The sequence below is a fragment of the Corallococcus caeni genome (assembly GCF_036245865.1).
Classification (GTDB): Bacteria; Myxococcota; Myxococcia; order Myxococcales; family Myxococcaceae; genus Corallococcus; species Corallococcus caeni.
Genome location: NZ_BTTW01000004.1, coordinates 150,406 through 175,960, shown reverse-complemented (window position 1 = coordinate 175,960; position 25,555 = coordinate 150,406). Strand labels below are relative to the sequence as shown.

General features: G+C 71.9%; 12 protein-coding genes. 3 read left to right on the top strand and 9 right to left on the bottom strand.

Annotation, left to right across the window (positions count from 1 at the left end; all coding sequences use genetic code 11):
• Positions 1-453: 453 nt before the first annotated feature.
• From AABA78_RS19020 to AABA78_RS18990, 7 genes are read right to left on the bottom strand one after another with little or no spacing between them, the layout of a single operon-like run.
• Positions 454-1,449 (bottom strand): sulfotransferase, encoded by a 996-nt coding sequence (locus tag AABA78_RS19020; RefSeq protein WP_171418528.1) that lies wholly within the window; start codon positions 1,447-1,449, stop codon positions 454-456.
• Complete coding sequence (locus AABA78_RS19015) at positions 1,449-2,318, bottom strand: family 3 encapsulin nanocompartment shell protein (protein WP_171418530.1); 870 nt, start codon at positions 2,316-2,318, stop codon at positions 1,449-1,451. Before AABA78_RS19015 ends, AABA78_RS19020 begins: the two co-directional genes overlap by 1 nt.
• Positions 2,319-2,347: 29 nt before the next feature.
• Complete coding sequence (gene argC, locus AABA78_RS19010) at positions 2,348-3,391, bottom strand: N-acetyl-gamma-glutamyl-phosphate reductase (protein ID WP_338264432.1); 1,044 nt, start codon at positions 3,389-3,391, stop codon at positions 2,348-2,350.
• Positions 3,388-4,242 carry a RimK family alpha-L-glutamate ligase gene (locus AABA78_RS19005; protein ID WP_171418534.1) on the bottom strand — a complete coding sequence of 285 codons (855 nt, stop codon included), beginning with the start codon at positions 4,240-4,242 and terminating at the stop codon, positions 3,388-3,390. The genes argC and AABA78_RS19005 overlap by 4 nt, the downstream gene beginning before the upstream one ends.
• Positions 4,243-4,251: 9 nt before the next feature.
• Positions 4,252-4,449: a lysine biosynthesis protein LysW gene (gene lysW, locus AABA78_RS19000; protein ID WP_120526648.1), complete on the bottom strand. Its 198-nt coding sequence runs from the start codon at positions 4,447-4,449 to the stop codon at positions 4,252-4,254.
• A gap of 1 nt (position 4,450) precedes the next feature.
• Entirely contained in the window at positions 4,451-5,488 is a 1,038-nt protein-coding gene (locus AABA78_RS18995) for a transketolase family protein (protein WP_338264428.1), read from the bottom strand.
• Positions 5,485-6,432: a thiamine pyrophosphate-binding protein gene (locus AABA78_RS18990; RefSeq protein ID WP_338264426.1), complete on the bottom strand. Its 948-nt coding sequence runs from the start codon at positions 6,430-6,432 to the stop codon at positions 5,485-5,487. The genes AABA78_RS18995 and AABA78_RS18990 overlap by 4 nt, the downstream gene beginning before the upstream one ends.
• Before the next feature lie 279 nt (positions 6,433-6,711).
• On the opposite strand from AABA78_RS18990, the gene AABA78_RS18985 reads away from it, so the two are divergent.
• Genes AABA78_RS18985 through AABA78_RS18975 form a run of 3 tightly spaced genes read left to right on the top strand, consistent with a single transcriptional unit; the run spans position 6,712 to position 21,471 of the window.
• Positions 6,712-8,298, top strand: a complete 1,587-nt coding sequence (locus AABA78_RS18985) for an AMP-binding protein (RefSeq protein WP_338264424.1) — start codon at positions 6,712-6,714, stop codon at positions 8,296-8,298.
• A gap of 19 nt (positions 8,299-8,317) precedes the next feature.
• The gene (locus AABA78_RS18980; RefSeq protein WP_338264422.1) at positions 8,318-8,578 is read left to right on the top strand and encodes a phosphopantetheine-binding protein; all 261 of its coding nucleotides are present in this window, start codon (positions 8,318-8,320) and stop codon (positions 8,576-8,578) included.
• 53 nt (positions 8,579-8,631) lie between these two features.
• The gene (locus tag AABA78_RS18975; RefSeq protein ID WP_338264420.1) at positions 8,632-21,471 is read left to right on the top strand and encodes a non-ribosomal peptide synthase/polyketide synthase; all 12,840 of its coding nucleotides are present in this window, start codon (positions 8,632-8,634) and stop codon (positions 21,469-21,471) included.
• Positions 21,472-21,480: 9 nt separating this feature from the next.
• On the opposite strand, the gene AABA78_RS18970 is transcribed toward AABA78_RS18975, so the two are convergent.
• The gene (locus AABA78_RS18970; protein ID WP_338264419.1) at positions 21,481-21,771 is read right to left on the bottom strand and encodes a hypothetical protein; all 291 of its coding nucleotides are present in this window, start codon (positions 21,769-21,771) and stop codon (positions 21,481-21,483) included.
• Positions 21,768-25,541: a type I polyketide synthase gene (locus AABA78_RS18965; RefSeq protein ID WP_338264418.1), complete on the bottom strand. Its 3,774-nt coding sequence runs from the start codon at positions 25,539-25,541 to the stop codon at positions 21,768-21,770. Before AABA78_RS18965 ends, AABA78_RS18970 begins: the two co-directional genes overlap by 4 nt.
• Positions 25,542-25,555: the final 14 nt, after the last annotated feature.

Here is a 25,555-nt window from a genome sequence, read left to right as displayed (position 1 = left end):
CTTCAAAACCTGTCCGACTGTCCGACAGGTTTCCGCTACCCGGTCGAGACGACAGCCTCCCGCCCTGGTTCTTCAAACCTGTCCGACTGTCCGACAGGTTTCCGCCGCCCGGATGGAGCGGGGCCTTCCAGCGAGGCCCTCCAAACCTGTCCGACTGTCCGACAGGTTTCTGCGGCTCGGGCGGAGCGGCGGCTCCCCAGCCTCGGTCTTCCCAACGGGTCCGACTGTCGGACCAGTTCCCCGGTTCGGCTGGAACCGCCCTCCTGGGCCTCGGTTCTCCAACTGGTCCGACTGTCGGACCAGTTCCCCGGTTCGGCTGGAACCGCCCTCCCCGGCCTCAGTTCTCCAACTGGTCCGACTGTCGGACCAGTTCGCGCGGTTCGCTCCCGCCGGGGGAGTCCCCACCGGGTTCTCACCTTCTCAACCCTGGGGACAGGCTTCATGGCCGAAGGCTCAGTGCCGGGTCTCCGCGCCCGCCGCGTCCGGCGCGGCCCCTCCGACAGGCGCGCGCCGGGCGCCGCTGAAATACCCGTACTTCGCCATCAGCGGCCACGCGAGCGCAACGGTGAGCGCCTTGGCTCCGGAGGCCAGCTCGCCCCTCCACGCGTCGTCCTCACCGCGCAGGAGCGTGGGGCCGCTGCGGAAGCGGTCCGGGTTGCCGGTGACGGTGTGGTTCTTGCCCAGCACCACCGTGCGGCCCTTCACCGGGTTCTGCGCGCGAGGCACGCCCACCAGGTCCAGCACCGTGTCCACGGCGCGGTCCGGCGCGGCGATGAAGTCCTCGTAGCGCAGGAAGAGCGACTGCCCGGGGAACCTGCGCGTCACCTCCTCCGACGCGGCGTTGAAGCCCAGCCAGTACGCCGTGCTGCGCGCGGCGGACATGGGGACGACGTACTGCTTCGTCTTCGTCCACGAGTGCGTCACCGCGCGCGGGTCCCGCACCAGGTGCAGGTACAGCGGCCGGATGCCCTCCACGCGCGGCAGCAGCGCCGCCTCGGAGGGGAACTTCCCGCTGTCCACCAGCACCGTGCTCCCCGTGGCCCGAGCGATGGTGCGGTACGTGCGCGCGAGGAAGTCCGCGTGCGCCTGGAGCGCCTGCGAATCCCCCGCCTCGTCCAGCACGCGCAGCGTGTGCCGGGTGCGCACGGCGGCCTGCTGCCGCTTCACCACCGCTTCGGCGTGCGCCCGGGGCGTCAGGCCCGCCGGCACGTCGGAGGTCAGCACCGTGTTCCAGATGCCGCAGTCCACCAGCTGCTGGCCGCAGCCGCACAGCGTGTTGGAGCCGTTCCCGTACGCGTTCTTCCACAGGAAGCTCAGCTCCCCCACGTGGAAGAAGCCCGGCACCTCGTTGAGCACGTTGCCCAGGATGGTGCTGCCGCTGCGGCACCAGCCGGTGATGTAGAGGACCGTGAGCCGCGCGCCCTCGCCCTTCGCGCTCGCGGTGGCCATCAGGTCAGCGACGCCACGAAGAAGTGGGTGGGCAGGTGCACCGCGAGCGTCGTGTAGACCTCGCCGTAGGCCGCCAGCCCCTCGCGCGGGAAGATGCCCGGCGGCGGCTCCGCGAACCGGATGACCGACCGCTGGCTGTCATACAGCGTCGCCGCGGCGGTGAAGTCTCCCACGATGATGGTGCCCGGGTTCACCATGCGCGTGCGGCACAGGCGGATGCCCATGGCCGCCAGGTCCGACAGGAGCGACTGCTGGCCCACCAGGTGCTCGTAGAAGTCCAGCGAGTTGATGACGATGCCGTCCGCGGACCCGCCCATCTGCTCCACCTGCGCGCAGGCGTTGAGCAGCGAGGCCACCGCGTTCTTCTTCGCCGGCAGCCGCACGATGCCCGGCGTGTGCAAGAGGCCCCGCACGCCGTCCCCGCCCTTGCCGATGCACAGCGCCTGGTTCTCCGCCGTGTTCAGGCGCACCAGCAGCCGGAAGTCGATGAACTGCGCCAGCGACTGCGAGTCCTCCAGCAGGTTGCGCGGCACCTGGATCCACGCGCGCGTGGGCTTGAGCGCCTGCGTGTCCTGGTGGAACTCAAAGCCCGCTTCCGGCCGCAGCTCCACGTCCTGCACCGGCCCGGTGGGCTTCGCCTGCGGGTGCGTTTCGTACCAGAACGGCACCGGGTCGCGCTCCGCCCTGGCCGTCTTGAACATGCCGCGCACCGCGATGCGCGGACGGCGCTTGAAGCCGGGGAACGCGTCCACGATGGACGTGTCGTAGTCCACGTGCGCCTGCGTGCCGTGCTTCTGGACCGCGGCCGCGAACGCCGCGCCGGGAGACAGCGACGCGTCCGCCTTCGATTTCGTGCTCAGGATGCTCATGGCGTGAGGCCCCTTGGAGTCAATGCTGTCTAGAGCGGATGCAGGCCCCGGAAGCCCAGGCCTTCGGTCTCCGGACGGCCCAGCATCAGGTTCAGCGCATGCACCGCCGTGCCGGCGGCGCCCTTCACCAGGTTGTCGATGGCGGCGTTCACCACGATGCGGCCCCGCTCCGCGTCCACGTCCACCGCCAGGTCGCAGTGGTTCGTGCCCAGCAGCGGCCCCGGCTCCGGGAACGGCGACAGGGAGGCGCTGGGGCGCAACAGCCGCACGAAGGGCTTCTCGCGGTAGCGCGTGGCGATGGCGCGCACCACCTCCGCCTCCTCCACCGGCCGCGCCGCGAAGGCGTGCACCGTCGCCAGGATGCCGCGCACGCCCGGCACCGCCGTGGCGCTGAAGTGGATGGTGGGCTTCTGCCCGGTGACGTGCTCCGCCACGCCCTCCAGCTCCCCCGTGTGCCGGTGGCCCACCGGCTTGTAGCAGCGCAGCGCGTTCGCGCGCTCCGGGTGGTGCGAGGAGCGGTCCGGCGTGGAGCCCCCTCCGGACGACCCTGTCTTCGCGTCCACCACCAGCACGTCCGGGCGCGCGAGCCTCGCGTGCAGGAGCGGCAGCAGCGCCAGCAGCCCCGCGTGCGCCATGCAGCCGGGGATGGCGACGTGACGCGCGTTCGTCAGCGCCTCGCCCATCCACTCCGGCAGGCCATAGACGAACGCGGGCACGTCGTCCGGGCGCGGGTGCTTGCCGTACCAGCGCGAGTGACCCGCGGCGTCCAGGCGGAAGTCCGCGCTCAGGTCCACCACCCGCTCCGCCAGCCGGCACACCTTCTGCCAGCGCAGGAGCAGCTCTCCCTGCGGCAGGCAGCTCACCAGCACGTCGCAGGACTCCAGCGCGTCGTGCGGCGTGTAGCGCAGCGTCCCCACCCCGCGCAGGTGCGGGTGCGGGAAGTCCAGGCGCTTGCCGGCGAACTGGCCGGAGGTGGCCTGCACCACCTCCACGGCCGGGTGCCCCAAGAGCAGGCGCAGGACCTCGCCGCCGGTGTAGCCCGCGGCTCCCAGCACCGCCACGCGCACGCTCATCGCCGGGCTCCGCCAGCACCGGAGGCGACGTACTCCGCGATGAGGTCCGGCAGGGGGACCCCCGTCTCGTCGATGCTGCGCGCGAACTCCACGCAGTGGTTGATTTCGTTGACGTAGATGTCGCCGCCGCGCGTCTCCAGCAGGTCCACCGCCACCATGTCCCCGCCCACCGCGTCCGCCGCGGCCTCCGCCAGCCTCGCGTGCACCACCGGCACCTCGTAGCGCTCCGGCACGGCGCCGCGCGCGGTGTTGGTGATCCAGTGCTCGGAGCGCCGCCGCAGGCCGCCCACCGTGCGTCCGATGACGTAGACGCGCAGGTCGTAGCCCGGCTTGTCCACGTACTCCTGCACCAGCGCCACGTGGTCCTGCGCGCCGCCGGTACCGAAGCGCGTGGACAGCACGCCCTCGGCCGCGGTGCGCGAGTCCAGCCGGGCCACCATCCGGCCCCAGCTCCCGAGCACGGGCTTGGTCACCACCGGGTAGCCCTTCGCATCAATCGCATCCAGGCACGCGTCCTCGTCGAAGGCCACGAACGCCCACGGCATGGGCACGCCCTTCGCGGCCAGCGCCGCGCTGGTGAGCGCCTTGTCCCCGCACAGGGAGATGGTCCGCGCGCTGTTGAGCACGCGCAGCCCCTTCATCTCCAGGAACGTGGCCAGGTAGCGCGCACGCGTGAAGGACATGCTGCGCATCAGCACGGTGTCGGCCTCCGTGACGCGCTGCCGGTCCATCGACAGCACCATCCCGGAGTCCTGCACCAGGTTGACGGCGCAGTCGCGCCTGCGCAGCGCCTCGAGGAGGAGCTTCTCCTCGGTGCGCACGCGCGTATAGACGAGGTCGACCTTGCGCATGGCGCGGGGCTACTCCCCCCAGTCTTCCTCGACCTCGGGTGCTTCCTCGAGCCGAAGGGGGTTCACGCCCACCACCTCCAGTTCGGCGGAACAGCCGTCACAGGAGAGCACCTCGCCCACCAGCCGGTTGCCGCCGGGCACCGGCTGCGCGCACAGAGGGCACTGGTTCGGCGTCACGGACTCCGTCATCGGATTCTGGACCTGCATGTCAGTCCCTCCTCGGTTCGAATCCCACGGCAAACACCGGGGTTCTTGGGAGCACTCCCAGGATGCGCTCGGCCACCTGCCCGCCCTCCAACCCATGGCCCTTGAGCAAGGCCTCGTGCGAACCGGCGCGCGAGTCGTACCGGTCCTGGATGCCCACGCGCAGCACGCGCCGCTGCAGGTCCAGCGAGCACACGGTCTCACACACCGCGCTGCCCAGACCGCCGAGCACGTTGTGCTCCTCCACGGTCACGAGCAGCCGCGTGCGCGACGCCGTCTCGCGCACCGCTTCTTCATCCAGCGGCTTGAGCGTGTGCACGTTGAGCACGCGCGCGGAGACGCCCTGCGCCTCCAGCAGCTTCGCGGCGTCCAGCGCCACGGACACGCCCACCTCGCCGTGCGCGAGCAGCCCCACGTCGTCGCCCTCGCGCAGCAGCGCGGCCCGGCCCAGCTCGAACGGCGGGCGCTGGAGGTCGAGGCGGGTGACGCGGTTGCGGCCCAGCCGCAGGTACACCGGCCCCTCGTGCGCGAGCATCGCGCGCGTGGCCTGCAGCGTCTCCAGGCCGTCCGCGGGCGACACCACCATGAGGTTGGGCATCGCGCGCAGCACGGCCAGGTCTTCAATGGCGTGGTGCGTGGGGCCGAAGAAGGCGCCCGCCACGCCGCCGTAGTCGCACACCAGCTTCACGTTGGCGCGCGCGTAGGCCAGGTTCAGCCGCACCTGCTCGCACGCGCGCATCACGCCGAACGCCGCGAAGCTGTGCGCGATGACGGTGTGCCCGCCGTGCGCCAGGCCACACGCCATGTCCAGCATGGTGGCCTCGCAGATGCCCAGGTTGAAGTAGCGCTGCGGGTGGCGCGCCTCGAACGGGTCCCCTCCGCCGCCCAGGTCCGCCTCCAGGAAGACGACGCGCGCGTCCTCCTCCGCGAAGCGCGCCGCCGCGTGCCGGAACACCAGCCGGCTGGACAGCTCCGGCCGCGCGGCGAGCCACGCCTCCGGCGCCTGGGCCAGGTCCACCGCCGGGGCCAGCGACGCGCTCACTGGCCGTCCTCCCCCATCGACGCGAGCGCCCGGCGCAGGTGGTCCGGGGAGAACACCGCGTAGTGCGGTCCCTTGCCCTTGAGCATCGGCACGCCCGCGCCCTTGCGCGTCCGGGCGACGATGGCGCGCGGACGGCCGCCCACGACGGGCGCCTCCAGCGCGGCGCACAGGGCGGGCAGGTCGTGGCCGTCCACCTCCAGCGACTGGAAGCCGAACGCGTCCAGCCGCTGCACCAGCGCCTCCTGCGACAGGATGGACTCGGTGGGCCCGTCGTTCTGCCCGCCGTTGCGGTCGATGATCAGCGTCAGGCCCGTGAGCTTGCGGTGCGACGCCACCTGGAGCGCTTCCCAGTTGGAGCCCTCGCCCATCTCCCCGTCGCCGCAGACGACGAAGGTGCGGTTGGGCTCGCCGCGCAGCGCGTGGGCCAGCGTCAGCCCCACGCCCAGCCCCAAGCCGTGGCCCAGGCTGCCGGTGGCGAACTCCACGCCCGGCACCGCCGCGTTCACGTGGCCGGTGAAGATGCTGCCATCCGCGTTGTACTCGCGCACCAGCGTCTCCACGTCCACGAAGCCGAACTCCGCCAGCGCCGCGTAGAGCCCCGCCGCCGCGTGCCCCTTGGACAGGATGAGGTGGTCGCGCTCCGGGGCCCTGGGCGCGCGCGGATCCACGCGCATCACCCGGCCCAGCAGCGCCACCAATATCTCCACCATCGACAGCGAGCCGCCCAGGTGACAGCCCGACGGCGTCGCCGCCAGCCGCACGATGGTCTGACGGATGCGCCTGGCCCGCCGGGGCAGGAGCGCCAGCCCCGCGTCCGACGCGGCGCCCGAGGCCCCGTCACCGGGGCGGGCAGGCGTCACCGGGCCGCTGGAGGCCGTGGGTTCATCTGGGGTCCGCGCGTCGTGCGACAGCCCGGGGGTCGTTGGATTCGCCGAGAAAGTCATGCCCGTAGCGTCGCTGTTACAGCCTCGGAATCCGGCTGTTGTGAGACACCCTAGGAAATCGCATCATGCGCCGTCAACGCGGATTTTCTTAAGCTATAGATGCACGAGAAAAAACCGTCTTGCCCGGTAATCTCGCGGTGTTACACGCGCGGTACGGCAGGCATTCCCCGACTTCGCGGCACCTGAGAGGACCTTCAAATGGGGCAGCGCTTCCATAACTCAGCGGCGTTGGAGAAGGGTTCGGAGTACCGCCGAAAGGGTTGGTGGCGTGACACCACGGTGGTTGACGATCTGCGTCGCTGCGTCCAGGCGCACCCGGAGAAGACCGCGATCATCGCCGCACGGTATTTTTCCAAGGACATCACGCGGCTGACGTACGCGGACCTGGCGCGATACATGGATCGTTTCGCGCTGGGCCTGCGCGAGCTGGGCGTGGGGCGCGAGGACATCGTCGCGGTGCAGCTGCCCAACGGGTGGCACTTCACGGCGCTGGCGCTGGCGTGCGCGCGGCTGGGGGCGGTCATCGCGCCCATCCCGCCGGACTACCGGCGGCGCGAGGTGGAGTTCATCCTGGGGCGCACGGAGGCGGCCGTGTACGTGGGGCCCACGTCGTGGACGGGGCACTCGCACCGGGACATGGCGCGCGACGTCGCGGCGGCGCTGCCGTCCCTGCGCCACCGGGTGCTGCTCGGCAGCAACGCCGACCTCCAGGCAGGCGAGCGGGACTTCGAGCGCCACTTCATCGAGCGGGAGTGGGAGAAGGAGGCGTCGCTGGAGGGCGTGGCCCCGGCGGCCGCGGACGACGTGTGCAACATCCTCTACACGTCCGGCACCACGGGCGAGCCGAAGGGCGTGGTGCATTCGCACAACACGAACTACGGCATCACGCGCGCGCTCTGCGACACGCTGGGCATCGACGGCACGGACGTGGTGGCGCTGCCGTCGCTGCTGACGGCCTCCACGGGGTTCACGTACTCGTACCTCATGCCCATGCTGCTGGGGGCCACAGCCATCTACATGGACGTGGGCGACCCGGAGCTGACGCTCAAGCTCTTCGAGGAGCACGGCGTCACGTTCACCTACGGCATCCCCACGTATTTGATGAACCTCATCGCGTTGCAGAAGAAGCGCCAGCGGAACACGTCCTCGCTCCGGCAGCTGGCCACGGGCTCCATCCCGGTGCCGCCGCACCTCATCGCGGCGGTGCGCGAGGTGTTCGGAGTGCGGCTACACACGCTGTGGGGCATGACGGAGAACGGCGCGGTCACCATCACGCGCCATGAGGACCCGCCGGACTGGCCCAGCCAGAGCGACGGGCGGGCGGTGGCGTGGATGGAGACGAAGATCGTCCCCGCGCTCGCGGAGGACGGCACGCCGTATCCGGACGGGACGGGGCGGCTCCTGGTGCGGGGCGCCAGCCAGTGCCTCACCTACTTCAAGCGCGACGACGTGTACGCGGCGGCGGTGGACGCGGAGGGCTGGTTCGACACGGGCGACCTGGCGCGCGACGACGGGCGCGGCGGCATCCGCATCGTGGGGCGGCTGAAGGACGTCATCTTCCGGTACGGGTACAAGATCCCCGTGGTGGAGGTGGAGTCCGCGCTGTACTCGCACCCGAAGGTGAAGGAGGTCGCCGTCGTCGCGCACTCGGACGACAAGATTGGCGGCGAGCGGGTGTGCGCCGTCGTCGTGGTGCGCGAGGGAGAAGCCCCGCCGACGCTCAACGAGCTGCGCGAACACCTCAAGCAGCAGGGCATGTCCAACCAGTACTGGCCGGACCGCCTGGACCTCATCGACGAGATGCCCAAGACGGCCACCGGCAAGGTGCGCAAGTACCTGCTGCGCGAGCGGATGAAGCCCGCGTGAGCGGACGGGAGCAACGGCCTTGAATCAGAGCCCCGAAGAGACCTCCACCCGCGGCACGGAAGCGAAGCTCGCGGCGTGGTGGAAGGAGCTGCTGGGCGTGGAGGTCGTGCGCCCGGAGGACCACTTCCTGGAGATTGGCGGCAACTCCCTGATGGCCACGGTGCTGTCCAATCGCATCGAGAGCGAGCTGGGCGTGGAGGTGTCCATGGTGGAGCTGTTCGACACGCTCCGGGCCGTGGCCACGCTGTGCGACGAGCTGCTCCAGGAGCAGACCGCTTGAGCCGCGCCGCCCCGTGAGGGCGGCCCCTTCCCCGCCTTCCCCCCGAGCGCGACATGACGACCGAGCACCCCGGCCCCCCTTCCGCCCCCGCGCCGAAGTCCCCGGCGAGGTCCCGTCGTCGAGCGCCCCCCGTGGTGCCCGTCTCCCGCGACGCGCTGCTGCCCCTCTCCTTCGGGCAGCAGCGCATGTGGTTCATCGAGCAGCTCACGCCCGGAGGCATCTCCTACAACGTCCCCTACTTCGCGCGGCTCACCGGCGCGCTGGACGTCCCCGCGCTGGAGCGCGCCCTGGCCGTGCTGGTGGAGCGGCACGAAGCGCTGCGCACCACCTTCGCCGTCGTGGACGGCCAGCCGGTGCAGCGCATCGCGCCGTCGCTGTCCCTGCCGCTGAACGTGGAGTCGCTGGAGGCGCTGCCCCCGGCTGAACGGGAGCAGGCCCTGCGGCAGGCCGCGGAGGCGGAGGCGCGCGTGCCCTTCGACCTGGGCGCGGGGCCGCTGGTGCGCGTGCGGCTCCTGCGGCTGGCGGAGACGGAGCACGTGCTGCTCCTGATGCTGCACCACATCAGCTGCGACGGCTGGTCGCTCACGGTGATGGAGCGGGAGCTGCAAGCGCTCTACGCGGCCTTCCGCACAGGCACGACGCCCGCGCTGCCCGCGCTGCCCGTGCAGTACGCGGACCATGCGGTGTGGCAGCGGCAGTGGCTCCAGGGCGAGCACCTGGACCAGCAGCTGGAGTGGTGGCGGGGCCAGCTGTCGGGAGCGCCCCCCGCGCTGGAGCTGCCCACGGACCGGCCCCGGCCCGCCGCGCAGTCCACGCGAGGCGCGGTGCACCGCCACGCGCTCCCGCCGGAGCTGGGGAAGGCGCTGGAGGCGCTGTGCCGCAAGCAGGGCGTGACGCTGTTCATGGCGCTGCTGGGCGGCATGCACCTGCTGCTCTCTCGGCTCAGCGGCCAGGACGACCTCGTCATCGGGTCGCCCATCTCCGGGCGCACGCGCCAGGAGGTGGAGCCCCTCATCGGCTTCTTCATCAACACGCTGCCCCTGCGCGTGCAGGGTGAAGGCTCGCTCGGCTTCGGGGAGCTGCTGCGCCGCGTGCGCAAGACGTGCCTGGACGCGTACGCGCACCAGGAGGTGCCCTTCGAGCAGCTGGTGGACGCGCTCCAGCCCGAGCGCGACCTGAGCCGCCCGCCGCTGTTCCAGGTGTTCTTCACGCTCCAGCACTCGGCCGTGCCCGCGCTGGAGCTGGAGGGCTTGAAGACGTCCGAGCTGGACTTCGAGCCGGGCGTGTCGCGCATGGACCTCACCGTGTTCCTGCGCGAGACGCCGGAGGGGCTCGTGGGGCTCTGGGAGTACAGCACCGACCTCTTCGACGCGGCCACGGTGGCGCGCTTCGCGGAGCACTACACGCGCCTGCTGGAGGCCGCGGTCGCGGAGCCGGAGCGGCCCGTGGCCACGCTGCCGTTGATCAGCGACGCGGAGCGCCGCCGCCTGCTGGAGCTGGGCACGGGAGCCGTCGTCCCCTACCCGCGCGAGGCGTCCCTGCCCGCCCTCTTCGCGGAGCAGACCGCGCGCACGCCCGGCGCGGTCGCCCTGGAGGCCGGAGGTCAGCGGCTCACGTACGCGCAGGTGGAGGCACGCGCCAACCAGCTCGCGCACCACCTGCGGGGCCAGGGCGTGCGCCTGGGGACGCCGGTGGGCCTGTGCGCGAGCCGGTCGCTGGAGATGGTCGTGGCGACGCTCGCCATCCTCAAGGCAGGGGGCGCGTACGTCCCGCTGGATCCGGCCTATCCCGCCGAGCGCCTGGAGCTCATGGCGCGCGACGCCCGCATCCGCGTGCTCGTGGTGGAGCCGGGGCGAGAGGCCGTGCTGGAAAGCCTGGCCGCGCGGGTCGTGGTGCTGGACCCGTCCTGGCGGGCCTTCGCGGGCCACCCGGAGGTCGCGCCCGACGTGCGCATCCCCGCGGATGCGCTCGCGTACGTCATGTACACGTCCGGGAGCACCGGGCGGCCCAAGGGCGTGGGCGTTCCCCACCGGGGCGTGACGCGGCTGGTGAAGGGCGTGTCCTACGTCCGGTTCGACGCGAGTGACGTCGTCCTCCAGCTGGCCACCACGTCGTTCGACGCCGCGACGCTGGAGCTGTGGGGAGCGCTGCTCCACGGCGCGAAGCTGTTCCTCTACCCGCCGGTGACGCCGTCGCTGGAGGAACTGGAAGCGACGCTGGAGCGCGAGCGCATCAGCGTGATGTTCCTCACCACCGCGTTCTTCGAGCAGATGGCGCTGAACCGGCCCGCGGCGCTCGCGCGGGTGGGGCAGGTCCTCACCGGCGGCGACGTCCTGTCCCCGCTGGCCGCGCGCAAGCTGCTGGACGCGGGCCGCGCGGTCGTCAACGGCTATGGCCCCACGGAGAACACCACCTTCTCCGCCACGTATCAGGTGAAGCGGGACCTGGACGCGCGGATGCCCGTGCCCATTGGCCGCGCGCTGGAGAACTCGCAGGCCCTGGTGCTGGACGCGCGCCTGGAGCCGGTGCCGCCCGGCGTGGTGGGCGACCTTTACGTGGGAGGCGATGGCCTGGCGTGGGGCTACCTGGACCGGCCGGAACTCACCGCGGATCGCTTCGTGCCCCACCCCTTCAGCGAGGTCCCCGGCGCCCGGCTGTACCGCACGGGAGACCGCGCGCGGTGGCTGCCTTCCGGCGAGCTTGCGTTCATGGGGCGCGCGGACACGCAGGTGAAGCTGCGCGGCTTCCGCATCGAACTGGGAGAGGTCGAAACCGCGCTGCGCCACCTGCCCGGCGTGGAGGACGCCGTGGCGGAGGTGCGGGAGTACGCCCCCGGCGACAAGCGGCTGGTGGCCTGGGTGGCCGGCACGAACGTGGACGTGAGCGCGCTGCGTCCGAGCCTGGCCGCCCGGCTTCCCGCACCGCTGATTCCCGCCGCCTTCGTGAAGCTGGACCAGCTGCCGCTGACGCCCGTGGGCAAGGTGGACCGCAAGGCGCTCATCACGCCCGTGGGTGACACGCTCACGGAGGACGCCTACTTGGCGCCGGTCACCGCGACGGAGACGGCGGTGGCGGAGGTCTGGGCCGCGCTCCTGGGCCGCACGCGCGTGGGCACGCAGGACTCCTTCTTCGAGCTGGGCGGGCACTCGCTGCTCGCCACGCAGGTGGCCTCCCGGCTGCGCGAGACGTTCCAGGTGGAGCTATCGGTGCGGGCCCTGTTCGAGGCCCCCACCGTCACCAGCCTCGCCGCGCGCATCGATGCGCTGCGGTTGGAGAGCAGCCGGATCCAATCCCTTCCGCTGATTCCCGGCCTCCGGGAGGGCTGGCTGCCGCAGTCGTTCGCGCAGCAGCGGCTGTGGTTCATCTCGCGGCTGGACACGCTGGGCTTCTCCTACAACGTGCCCATGGTCACCCGGCTGCGGGGCGCGCTGGACGCGGACGCGCTGGAGCGGAGCCTCGCGGAGGTCGTCCGGCGTCACGACGTCCTGCGCTCCACGTTCGACGAGGTGGACGGACAGCCCGTGCAGCGCATCGGGCCGGCGTGGGACTTCGCGCTGGCGAGGATGGACGTGGAGGCCGCGAAGCTCCCGGAGCGGCTGACGGAGGAAGCACGGCGCCCGTTCGACCTGCGGCGCGGCCCGCTGATGCGGGGGCTGCTCCTGCGCGTCGCGGACGACGACCACGTGTTGATGATCGTCATCCACCACATCGCCTTCGACGGGTGGTCCATCGACGTGCTCCAGCGCGAGCTGAACGCGCTCTACTCCGCGCGAGGACAGGCCACGCTGCCGCCCCTGCCGCTCCAGTACGTGGACTACGCCCGGTGGCAGCGCGAGTCATTCCAGGCGGACGAGCTGGAGGATCAGCTCACCTGGTGGCGGCAGGAGCTGGCGGGAGCCCCGTCCGTGCTGGACCTGCCCACCGACAAGCCGCGTCCGCCCGTGCAGACCTTCGAGGGCGCGAACTTCGAGCTGCTGCTGCCCCAGTCCCTCCATGGCGCGCTCCAGCGCCTGGGCCAGCGCGAGGGTGCCACGCTGTTCATGACGCTGCTGGCGGGCTTCCAGGCCCTGCTCGCGCGCTACAGCGGCCAGGACGACGTCGTGGTCGGCTCGCCCATCTCCGGCCGCAATCGCCGTGAGGTGGAAGGGCTCATCGGCTTCTTCGTCAACACGCTGGCCCTGCGCGCGGACGTCTCCGGCTCGCGCTCCTTCCGGCAGCTGCTGCGCGGCGTGCGGGAGCGCTGCCTGGGCGCCTTCGCGCACCAGGACCTGCCGTTCGAACAGCTCGTGGACGCGCTCAAGCCGCCGCGCGACCTGAGCCGGACGCCGCTGGTGCAGACGATGTTCGTCCTCCAGCGGGCCGCGACGCCGCTGTCCCTGCCCGGCCTCGCGGTGGAGGACTTCCCGTTCCAGTCGGGCGTCTCCCGCTTCGACCTCATGTTGTTCATGCGGCAGACGCCGCACGGGCTCGTCGCCTACTGGGAGTACAACACCTCCCTCTTCGAGGAGGCGACCGTCGCCCGGATGGCCGGGCACTACGTGCGCTTGCTCGAAGCCGTCACCTCGAACCCCGAGCAGCCCCTGGCGGACCTGCCCCTGCTGTCGCGGGAGGAGCGTGAGCAGGTCCTGGTCGCGTGGAACAGCCGGGAGGAACGGCTCCCCGCCTCCGGGTTGATCCACGTCATGGTGGAGGCACAGGCCGCGCGGACACCGGAGGCGGTCGCGGTCATGAACGGGACGGAGTCGCTGACGTACGCCCAACTGGACGCACGTGCGAACCAGCTCGCGCACCACCTCATCGCCCTGGGCGTCACGCCGGGAAGCTCCGTCGGGCTGTGCCTGGAGCGCTCCAGCCTGGACATGCCCGTCGCCGTCCTCGCCACCCTCAAGGCGGGCGCCGCCTACGTCCCCCTGGATCCGAACTACCCGGCGGAGCGCCTGGCCCTGATGGTGGAGGACACGCGCGCTCCAGTGGTCCTCGCACATGAGGGCTTCGTGCACGCCCTGCCGCCGGACACCTCCGCGCGCATCGTGACGATGGAGACGGAGGCCGCCTCCATCACCTCGCGTCCCACGTCGTCGCCGGACGTGACGCTGTCACCCGAGGCGGTCTGCTACGTCGTCTTCACCTCCGGCAGCACCGGGCGTCCCAAGGGCATCGCCATGTCCCACCGGGGCATCGGCAACATGCTCGCGTGGCAGCTCAAGCGCGCCGTGCGCGCGGAAGCGACGACCCTCCAGTTCGCGTCGCTCAACTTCGATGTCTCCTTCCAGGAGATCTTCGGGACGTGGTGCATCGGCGGCCGGCTGCTGCTCAGCACCGCCGACCTGCGACGGGATCCGCAAGCACTGCTGCGCTACCTCACCCAGCACCGCGTGGAGCGCCTCTTCCTCCCCTTCGTCGCGCTCCAGTCGCTGAGCGAAGCAGCGCGCACCGCGACGGAGCTGCCCCCGCTCAACGAGGTCATCACCGCGGGCGAGCAGCTCCAGGTGCCCCCCGCGCTCGTCTCCTTCTTCAAACGGCTGCCGGGCTGCGTCCTCGAAAACCAGTACGGCCCCTCCGAAACCCATGCGGTCTCCGCGTGGCGCGCGTCCGGACCTCCGAGCACGTGGCCCGCCCTGCCTCCGGTGGGGACACCGCTGCCTTCGGTCCAGGCCTACGTGCTGGATCCGCGCCGCGAGCCCTGCCCTATCGGCGTCCCGGGAGAGGTGTACGTGGGCGGAGACGGACTCGCGCACGGCTACCACGGCCGGCCAGACCTCACCGCGGAGCGCTTCGTCCCCTCGCCCTTCGGCTCCACCCCGGGCGCGCGCCTCTACCGCACGGGCGACAAGGCCCGCTGGCTCGCGGACGGACAGCTGGAGTTCCTGGGCCGTCTGGACGGACAGGTGAAGCTGCGCGGCTTCCGCGTCGAACTGGGCGAAGTGGAGTCCGCCCTGCGCGCCCTGCCGGACGTGCGGGACGTGGCCGCCGTGGTGCGCGAGGACACGCCGGGCTTCAAGCGGCTGGTCGCCTACGTGGTGCAGCCGGAAGCGACCTTCTCGCCGGAGGCACTGAGGCAGGCGCTGGCGCGACGGCTGCCGGAGTACATGGTGCCGTCGGCCCTGGTGCGCATGGACGCGCTCCCGCTGAGCCCCAGCGGCAAGGTGAACCGCAACGGCCTGCCCGTTCCCCCGGAAGAGGCCGCGTCCGAAGTCGGGTTCCAGGCCCCCATGTCCGCGGTGGAGAGGGTGATCGCCGACATCTGGGCGTCCCTGCTCGTGGTGCCGCGCGTGGGCTTGCAGGACCACTTCTTCGAGCTGGGCGGGCACTCGTTGCTCGCCACGCAGGTGGTCTCCCGGCTGCGCGAGGCCTTCCAGGTGGACCTGTCCCTGCGCGTCGTCTTCGAGGCGCCCACCGTCGCGCAGCTCGCCGCGCGGTTGGAGGAACAGCTGCACGGCGCGAACCGGCGGCCCGTCCCGCCGCTGGTGCCCCAGCTTCGCGGCGAGCTCGTTCCCCAGTCGTTCTCCCAGCAGCGGCTGTGGTTCGTCTCGCAGCTCGACACCAGCGCGCACGCCTACAACCTGCCCCTGATCACCCGGCTCCGCGGACGGCTGGACACGCACGCACTGGAAGACGCGCTCAACGCCCTCATCCAGCGTCACGAGGTCCTGCGCACCACGTTCGACGAAGTGGACGGCCAGCCGGTGCAGCGCATCGGCCCAGCCTGGAAGCTCACGCTGAAGCGGGCGGACGTGGATCCGGGCCTTCCCCTCCAGCGTCAGGTGGAGGCCGAAGCGCACGTGCCGTTCGACCTGCGGCGCGGCCCCCTCTTCAGGGCCACGCTGCTCCGGGTGGCGGAGGAGGATCAGGTCCTCGTCCTCAACTTCCATCACAGCGTCTTCGACGGGTGGTCCATCGCCGTGCTCCAGCGGGAGCTGGATGCGCTCTACGTCGCCCGGCTCCAGGGCACCGAGGCCGCGCTCCCGCCCATGACCCTCCAGTACGCGGACCACGCGCTGTGGCAGCGCGCATGGTTGCAGGGGGACGTGCTGGAGGAACAGGTGGCGTGGTGGCGCGAGCAGCTCGCGGGGGCGCCGTCCGTGCTGGACCTGCCCACCGACAAGCCGCGTCCGCCCGTGCAGACCTTCCAGGGCGCGTACTTCCAGGTCCCGCTGCCGGACGCGCTGACCCGCGCCCTCGTCGCCATGGGCCAGCGTGAGGGCACCACGCTGTTCATGACGCTGCTGGCGGGCTTCCAGGCCCTGCTAGCGCGCTACAGCGGCCAGGACGACATCGTCGTCGGCTCGCCCATCTCCGGCCGCAACCGGCGCGAGGTGGAGGGGCTCATCGGCTTCTTCGTCAACACGCTGGCCCTGCGCGCGGACGTCACCGGCTCCCGCTCGTTCCGCCACCTGCTGCGCGGCGTGCGCGAGAGCTGCCTGGGCGCCTTCGCGCACCAGGACCTGCCGTTCGAACAGCTCGTGGACGCGCTCAAGCCACCGCGAGACCTGAGCCGTGCGCCGCTGGTCCAGTCCCTCTTCGTCCTGCAACAGGCGGCCGTCCCTTTCTCGTTGCCGGGCCTCCACGCGGACGACGTCCCGTTCCAGACGGGCGTCTCCCGCTTCGACCTCATGCTCTTCGTGCGCGAGTCGGAGCAGGGCCTGACGGCGTTCTGGGAGTTCAACACCGCCCTCTTAGAGGAGGCGACCGTCGGCCGGATGGCCGGGCACTACGTGCGCCTGCTCGAAGGCGCGGTCCGTCATCCCGAGCAGCCTCTGGCCGCCCTGCCGCTCCTCTCCGATGAGGAGCGGGGTCAGGTCGTCGTGAAGTGGAACGCCGCGAAGGACGCCTCCTTCGAGCCCGGGCTCATGCACCGCTGGGTGGAGGAGCAGGCCGCGCGGACACCGGAGGCGGTCGCGGTCACGAACGGGACGGAGTCCCTGACGTACGCGCAACTGGACGCGCGCGCGAATCAGCTCGCGCACCACCTCATCGCCCTGGGCGTCACGCCGGGAAGCTCCGTGGGGCTGTGCCTGGAGCGCTCCAGCCTGGACATGCCCGTCGCCGTCCTCGCCACCCTCAAGGCGGGCGCCGCCTACGTCCCCCTGGATCCGAACTACCCGGCGGAGCGCCTGGCCCTGATGGTGGAGGACACGCGCGCTCCAGTGGTCCTCGCACATGAGGGCTTCGTGCACGCCCTGCCGCCGGACACCTCCGCGCGCATCGTGACGATGGAGGCCGAGGCCGCTTCAGTGGCCTCGCGTCCCACGTCGTCGCCGGACGTGACGCTGTCACCCGAAGCAGTCTGCTACGTCGTCTTCACCTCTGGCAGCACCGGGCGTCCCAAGGGCATCGCCATGTCCCACCGGGGCGTCGGCAACATGCTCGCGTGGCAGCTCCAGCGCGCGGTGCGCGCGGAAGCGACGACCCTCCAGTTCGCGTCGCTCAACTTCGACGTCTCCTTCCAGGAAATCTTCGGGACGTGGTGCATCGGCGGCCGGCTGCTGCTCAGCACCGCCGACCTGCGACGGGATCCACAAGCACTGCTGCGCTACCTCACTCAGCACCGCGTGGAGCGAATCTTCCTCCCCTTCGTCGCACTCCAATCGCTCAGCGACGCGGCACGCACCGCGACGGAACTGCCCCCGCTCAACGAGGTCATCACCGCGGGCGAACAACTCCAGGTGACGCCCGCGCTCGTCGCCCTCTTCGAGCGGCTGCCGGGCTGCGTCCTCGAAAACCAGTACGGCCCTTCGGAGACACACGCTGTCAGCGCATGGCGCGCGTCCGGACCTCCGAGCAGCTGGCCCGCGCTGCCTCCGGTGGGAACGCCCCTGAACAACGTCCAGGCCTACGTCCTGGATGCACGCGGGAACCCGTGCCCCATTGGCGTCCCGGGAGAGGTGTACGTGGGCGGAGACGGACTCGCGCACGGCTACTACGAGCGAGCGAACCTCACCGCGGAGCGCTTCGTTCCCTCCCCTTTCAGCGCGACACCGGGTGCGCGCCTCTACCGCACGGGCGACAAGGCCCGCTGGCTCGCGGACGGACAGCTGGAGTTCCTGGGCCGCCTGGACGGACAGGTGAAGCTGCGCGGCTTCCGCGTCGAGCTGGGCGAAGTGGAGTCCGCCCTGCGCGCCCTGCCTGACGTGCGGGACGTGGTCGTCATGGTCCGTGAGGACACGCCCGGCTTCAAACGGCTGGTCGCCTACGTGGTGCCGCAACCCGAAGCCACGTTCTTACCCGAAGCGCTGAGGCAAGCCCTGGCGCGACGGCTGCCGGAGTACATGGTGCCGTCGGCCCTGGTGCGCATGGACGCGCTCCCGCTGAGCCCCAGCGGCAAGGTGAACCGCAACGGCCTGCCCGTCCCCACGGAAGAGGCCATCCCCGGCGCGGCCTACGTGGCCCCGGTCTCCGCGGTGGAGAAGCTCATCGCGGACATCTGGGCACCGCTGCTCGGCGTGCCGCGTGTCAGCACGCAGGACCACTTCTTCGAGCTGGGCGGACACTCGCTGCTCGCGACCCAGGTGGCCTCGCGGCTGCGCGAGTCCCTCCAGCTGGAGCTGCCGGTGCGCGTGCTCTTCGAGGCCCCGACGCTCGGGGAGCTGGCCGCGCGCATCGAAGCCCTGCGCCAGGAGGCCCGTCCCCTCCAGGCACCTCCCCTGATGCGCCTGGAGGCCGGAGACTTCGCGCCGCAGTCCTTTCCCCAGCAGCGGCTGTGGTTCATCGACGCGCTCACGCCGGGCGGGTTCGCCTTCAACGTCCCCGTGTTCATCCGGTGCAAGGGGCCGCTCGACGTGGCCGCGCTGAAGCGCTCCCTCGCGGCGCTCATCGACCGCCACGAAGCCCTGCGCACGGTGTTCGCGGAAGCGAACGGCCAGCCCATGCAGCGCGTCCTGCCCTCGGTCCCCTTCGCCCTCGCCTTCGAGCGGCTGGAGGACGTACCGGCCCAGGAGCGCGACACCGTCCTGCGCCAGCGGGCCGAGGAGCGGATGCGCCACGTCTTCGACTTGCGCTCGGGCCCGCTCTTCACGGCGAACCTGCTGCGGCTGGACGCGGAGGACCACGCGCTCTTCCTGCTCATGCACCACATCATCACGGACGGCTGGTCCACCGACGTGCTGGGACGAGAGCTGGGCCTCCTCTACGACGCCTTCACCCGGGACCAGACGCCCCACCTGCCGCCCCTGCCTATCCGCTACACCGACTACGCCCGCTGGCAGCGCGCGACGTTGCAGGGCGAAGCGCTCCAGGCGCAGCTCGCGTGGTGGAAGCGGCACCTGGACGGGGCGCCGCGCGCGCTGGAGCTGCCCACGGACCGGCCGCGTCCGCCCGTGCAGGCCCAGGCGGGCAAGGCCGTCCTCGTGCGAGTCCCCGCCGCGGTGGACGCCGCCGTGCGCGAGCTGTGTCACCAGCAGGGCGTCACGTCCTTCATGGCGCTGCTCGCGGGCTTCCAGGCCCTGATGTCACGCTACAGCGGCCAGGAGGACGTGGTGGTCGGCTCGCCCATCTCCGGCCGCAACCACCGCGAGGTGGAGGGGCTCATCGGCTTCTTCGTCAACGCCCTGCCCCTGCGCGTGAAGGTCTCCGGCGCGGAGTCCTTCCAGGCCCTGCTGGGCCGCGTGCGCGAGACGTGCCTGGGCGCCTACGCGCACCAGGAGGTGCCCTTCGAGCAATTGGTGGACGCGCTCCAGACGCCGCGCGACCTGAGCCGCACGCCGGTGTTCCAGGCTGTGTTCGCGTTCTTCAAGGACTTCCCCGCCATCCCCCTGCGCGGGCTGGACACGGCGCCGGTGCCGTTCGATCCGGGGCTCTCGAAGCACGACCTCACCCTCTTCATGCGCGAATCCGCCACCGGGTTGCTGACGCACTGGGAATACAACACCGCCCTCTTCGACGAGGCGACGGTGGAGCGCATGGCGGGGCACTACCTGCGCCTGCTGGAGCAGGTGACGCGAAGCCCGGAGCGTCCGCTCGCGTCGCTGTCGCTGCTGACGGAGCCGGAGCGCCAGCAGCTCCTCGTCGCCTGGAACGACACCGCGCTCGACGTGCCCCGGGACTTGCGAGTGCCCGCGCGCATCGCGGAGCAGGCGCGGCTGCGGCCGGAGGCGCTGGCGCTCGCGAGCGACGGACAACAACTGACCTTCGGGGAGCTGGAGGCTCAATCGAACCGGCTCGCGCACCTGCTGCGCGCGCAAGGCGTGGGGCCTGAGAACGTCGTCGCGGTGTGCATGGACCGCACGCCCGGCTACGTGTGGGGCGCGCTGGGCGTTCTCAAGGCGGGCGGGGCCTACCTGCCCATGGACCTGACGTGGCCGGAGGCCTGGTGGCGTCACGTGCTCACGGACAGCGGCGCGCGCATCGTCGTCACGCGGCAGTCCTTCGCCGCCCGCTTCGAGGGATGCGGCGTACGCGTGCTCTGCCTGGACGCGGAGCCCGCGCTGGAGGCGCAGCCGGCCACCCCGCCCGGCGTCACGCTGCACGAGGAGGCGCTGGCCTACGTCATCTACACGTCGGGCAGTACCGGCAAGCCCAAGGGCGTCGGGGTGTCGCACGGCACGCTGGCGAACCTCGTCATGGGGCTCGGTACTGCGGCGAGGATTGCTCCGGGAGACCGGGCCACGCTGCTGACGGGGCTCGCGTTCGACGCGACCGTCTTCGAGACCTGGCCGTCGCTCTCGCACGGGGCCAGCCTCCACCTGCCCTCGGACGAGGTACGTGCGGAGCCCGCGCGGCTGGTGCGGTGGCTCGCGGCGGAGGGCATCACGCTCACCACCCTGCCCACGCCCATGGCGGAGGCGGCGCTGGAGCAGCCGTGGCCCTCCGGCATGCCGCTGCGCCGGGTGCACGTGGCCGGAGACGTGCTGCACCGCCGCCCGGGGCCGTCCGTCCCGGGCCAGTGGCTCAACTGCTACGGCCCCACGGAGAACACCGTCATCGCGACCTCCGGCGTCGTGCAGCGCGAAGCGCCCGAGGGCCTGCTGCCGCCCATCGGAAGCCCCGAAGCCAACGTGCGCGTGTACGTGCTGGATGGCACGCGACAGCCCGTGCCGGTGGGGCTGTGGGGCGAGCTGTTCCTGGGAGGCGCGCAGGTGGCTCGCGGCTACCTGGGCCAGCCCGCGCTCACGGCGGAGCGCTTCGGACCGGATCCATTCTCCCGCGAGCCCGGCGCGCGCCTGTACCGCACGGGGGACGTGGTGCGGTGGCTGGCGGACGGCACGCTGGAGTTCCGGGGCCGCGCGGACTCGCAGGTGAAGGTGCGGGGCTTCCGCATCGAACTGGGCGAGGTGGAGGCCGCGCTGCTCGCGCAACCCCAGGTGAAGGAAGCGGTGGCGCTGGTGCGCGAGGACGTGCCGGGCCAGCGGCGGCTGGTCGCGTACCTGGTGCTCCGTGAAGGGGCTTCGTTCACGGTGGACGCGCTGCGGGCCGCGCTGCGCCGGTCGCTCGCGGAGCACGCGGTGCCCTCGGCGTTCGTGGTGCTGGAGCGGCTGCCCCTCACCGCGAACGGCAAGCTGGACCGCAAGGCCCTGCCCGCGCCGGACGTGAACCGGCCCGAACTGAGCGAGGACTACCGCGTCCCCGAGGTCGGGCTGGAGCAGACGCTGGCCACGCTCTGGGCCACGGTCCTGGGAGTGGAGCGCGTGGGCGCGAGCGACAACTTCTTCGACCTGGGCGGCAACTCGCTGCTGCTCCAGTCCGTGCACGCGAAGCTGGAGGCGCTGGTGGGCCGCAAGGTCCCGCTGGTGACGCTCTTCCAGTACCCCACGGTGCGCGCGCTCGCCGGGCACCTGTCACCGCCGAAGGACGCGCCGCCCGTGGCCGCGCCCGCGTCGGCGCAGGACCCGGGCACGCAGCGAAGGGACAACCTGCGGCGCATGGCCCAGCGGCGGGGCCGGCCCGGCTCCAGCTGAGCCGGTCGCTCAGGACAGCTGGAGGAAGGGGAACCAGATCCCCCGCCAGGTGACGACGCCGATGTTGGGACGGATGTGATGGGCCTCGAGCGTGGTCACGTCCACGTCCTCGATGACGCGCGTGAAGGGCGGCAACGGAGTGTCCCGGAAGAGCTGCTCCTGGAGCAGCCCCCGGGCATCCTCCAGGCTGTACGCCGTCACGCCGCAGCCGAGGTTCAGTCCCCTGGAACGCACGAAGGCGTCGTCGGGGAAGTGGATCCAGTAGCGATGGAGCAGCGGCGGCATGCGGGCCTCGCTCATGGCAGGAAGGCCGCGAGCTTCGCGCCCAGGCCTTCAGCGTTCTCCCCCGTGAGCATGGACTGGTGGTCGCCGGGCACGGACTCCACGCGGAGCACCGCGCCGGAGTCCAGCCATTCGAGCTCGACATGCTTCGGCATGTGCTCGATGACGGTCGACGCGCGGAAGAACTGGAGGGTGCCGCCCTCGAAGCGGGGCATGGGGTATTCGCGCAGGGCGTTCATGTTCGCCTCCCAGACGCACACGTAGCGCCGCTGCTGCTCCGGATCCGTGAAGGCGGGCCCCTGCTCGATGCCCACCCCGCCCGCCTGTGCGTGGGCGATGTCCCCGGGTCCCGGCGTGTCGAGCATCGCGCACAGCGGCACCGCCTGGCCCTCCGCCGTCAGCCGCCGGGCCATCTCGTAGGCCACCGCGCCGCCGAACGACGCGCCCACCAGCAGGTACGGGCCCGTGGGCTGCAACGCGCGCACGCCTTCCAGGTAGGCCGTCGCCATCTCATCGACGGACGTGTGCAGGGGCCCGTCAGGCTCCAGGCCCCGGGACTCGAAGGCATAGGCGGTCCGGTCCGCGTCGATGGCGCGCGCCAAGTCCCGGTAGAACACCGCCTGGCCTCCAGCCGCGTGCACGAAGAAGAGGGGCGGACCGCGCGTGCCCTGCTGGAGCAACGCCATGCCCGGAGGCAGGGCGCGGGCCTCCTCCTTGCCTCCCAGCTTGCGCGCGAGCAACTCCACCGTGGGCGCGGTAAGCATCTCCTTCAGAGCGAGCCGCTTGCCGAAGCGCTCGGAGATCATCGCGAGCAGCCGGAGCGCGACCAGCGAGTCACCGCCGAGCGCGAAGAAGTCGTCATGGATGCCCACGTCGTCCAGGCGGAACAGCGTCTGGAAGCACTCGACGAGCGTCCGCTCCGTGGCGTCGCGAGGGGCCACGCGCTCACCGCGACGGACGGCACGGCCCTTCGGCTTCGGGGGCACGATCGCCTTCGCCCGGGCCGCCATGGCGTCGCGGGCGACGGGACCCGGCGCGGCGTCGTCCAGGCTGTAGTGCTCGTGGTCGAAGCTGTAGGTCGGCAGGTCCACGCGCCTGCGCCGCTCGCCGTCCCGGATGCGCTCCCAGTCCACGTCCACGCCCGCGGCCCAGGCCTCCCCCAGCGCGGACAGGGCACTCCCGGGCGCATCGCCCTTCGTCGGCAGGGTGGCCAGCACGGGCTGCGTCTTGCGCGCCGGGTGCTGCCGCGCGAGCGCGGTGAGCGTCGTGCCGGGCCCGACTTCAATCAACGCCCGGTCCCCGGACTCCAGCAGACAGCCCAGCGCATCGGAGAAGCGGACGGTGTGCCGCAGGTGCCGGACCCAGTAGTCCGGTGACGTCGCCTCGCGCTCCTGGAGCCACCGGCCGGTGAGGCTGGACACGACAGGGAGCGAGGGTGCGCGAAGCTTCACGCGGGCCACCTCCCGCGCGAAGCCCTCCAGATACGGCTCCATCATGGACGAGTGCGCGGCGCGCGCGTAGCGCACCCGCTTGTGCTCGATGCCCCGCGCCGTCAGCGCCCGCTCCGCGGCCTCCAGCTCCGGCAACGGTCCGGAGAGGACACAGGTCTCCGGACCGTTGATGGCCGCCACCGACACGGCCGTCCCCACGAGCGCCGTGACCTGCTCCACGGACGCGAGCACGGACACCATTCCCCCCAGCGGCATCGCCTCCATCAGCCGCCCCCGGGCGACGACGAGGCCCAGCGCCTCCTCCAGCGTGAACACGCCCGCGAGGCACGCCGCCACGTATTCGCCCAGCGAGTGCCCCAGCAGCGCCTCCGGCTTCACGCCCCACGACAGCCACAGCTGCGCGAGCGCCCAGTCGCAGACGAACAGCGCGGGCTGCGACCACAGCGGCCGGTCCAGCTCACGGGCCGCCGCGTCGAAGCGCTCCGGCCCCGCGAAGAGGACGTCACGGAGGTCGGCCCCTAGCGGCCCACGAAGCCACTCCGCGCACGTATCGATGGCCTTTCGGAACGCGGGCTCGCGCAGGAACGCCTCGCCCATGTTCACCCGCTGCGCACCGCCACCCGGGAACAGGAAGGCCACGCCGCGAGACTCGCCCTCGTCGAACACGGTGCGGATCCGCGAGGCCGCGTCCTCACCGGGAGGCGACTGCCCATCCAGGAGCGCCGCCACATCCTCACCGTGGCGGACCACGACGAAGCGGCGCCACGGAAAGCGAGCACGCCCCACCTGCAACGTGTGCGCGGCGTCCGCGAGCGAAGCACCCGAGGCGGAGGGCTCGCGTGAAGCGGAGTCCTCATCCACCAGAGCCAGCCCCTTCGTTGCACCCGCTTCCGCACGCGAAGCTGCCTCGACGGTCCCCCCGGAAGCCGCGTGCTCACGCAAGCGCTCCGCGAGCGCCGTGGTCATCCGCTCCAGCGCCCCTTGTGTCTTCGCGGACAGCAGCAGCACCTCTTCCCCGCGCCGGGGCGCATCCGTGTCCGGAAGGACGGGCGCCTCCTGCAACACCACGTGCGCGTTCGTGCCGCCAATCCCCAGCGCCGTCACCCCCGCGCGCAGCGGCAGCGGGCCCTCCCACGCACGCGCGCTCCCCACCACCTGGAAGGGACTGCCCTCCAGCTCCAGCATCGGATGCGGCTTCGTGAAGTTCAGCGTCGGAGGCAGCGTCCGGTGCTCCATCGACAGCACCGTCTTGATGACCCCCGCCACGCCCGCCGCCGCGTCCAGGTGCCCGAAGTTGCTCTTCACCGCCCCCAGCCCACACGCCCCCTCCGGAGCCCCCTGGAACGCCTGCTTGAGCGCCGCGACCTCGATGGGGTCTCCCAAAGCCGTCGCCGTCCCGTGCGCCTCCACATAGGACACGTCCGACGGCGACACGCCCGCCACCGACAGCGCCTCGCGGATCACCGCCGTCTGCCCCTGCACCGAAGGCGCGGAGAACCCCGTCTTCGCTCCGCCGTCGTTGTTCAGCGCCGTGCCCAGCACGAGGGCGCGGATGGAGTCCCCGTCCGCCACCGCGTCCGCCAGCCGCTTGAGCACCAGCACGCCCACGCCGTTGCCCACCACCGTGCCCGCCGCGTGCACGTCGAACGGGCGGCAGCGCCCATCCGGCGCCAGGATGCCGCCCTCCTGGTTGCGGTGCGCGGCCAGCTGCGGCGTGCGGATGGACACGCCCCCCGCGAGCGCCAGGTCGCACTCGCCCGCGAGCAGCGACTGACACGCCAGATGCAACGCCACCAGCGACGTGGAGCACGCCGACTGCACCGTCATCGCCGGGCCCGTCAGGTCCAGCTCGTACGACACGCGCGTGGCGAGGAAGTCCCCCGAAAGCCCCAGCGCGCCCCCCAGCTCCCCGGCCGAGCCCCGCCCCCCGTACGTGGTGAAGCCCGCCCCCGCGTACACCGCCGCCCGCATCGGCCGGCCCCGGGGCGCGTACCCCGCGGACTCCATCGCCGCCCACGCGCACTCCAGGAGCGTCCGGTGCTGCGGATCCATCTGCTCCGCCTCGCTCGGCGAGTACCCGAAGAACGCCGCGTCGAAGCCCTCCGCCTCCTCCAGCACCCCCGCCGCGGTGATCCACGCGTCGCCCTGCGGCAGCCCCAGCCGGGCCCGCCCCGCCGCGTCCAGCCGGGTGATGGAGTCCACCCCGCCCACCAGGTTGCGCCAGTACTGGCGCGCGTCCTCCGCCCCCGGGAAGCGCAGCGCCAGCCCCACCACCGCCACCGCCATGGGCGCGTCCTGCTCCCCGGTGGCCGCTCCGGCCTCGTTCGCGTCGTCCATGGCGCCGGAGCCTG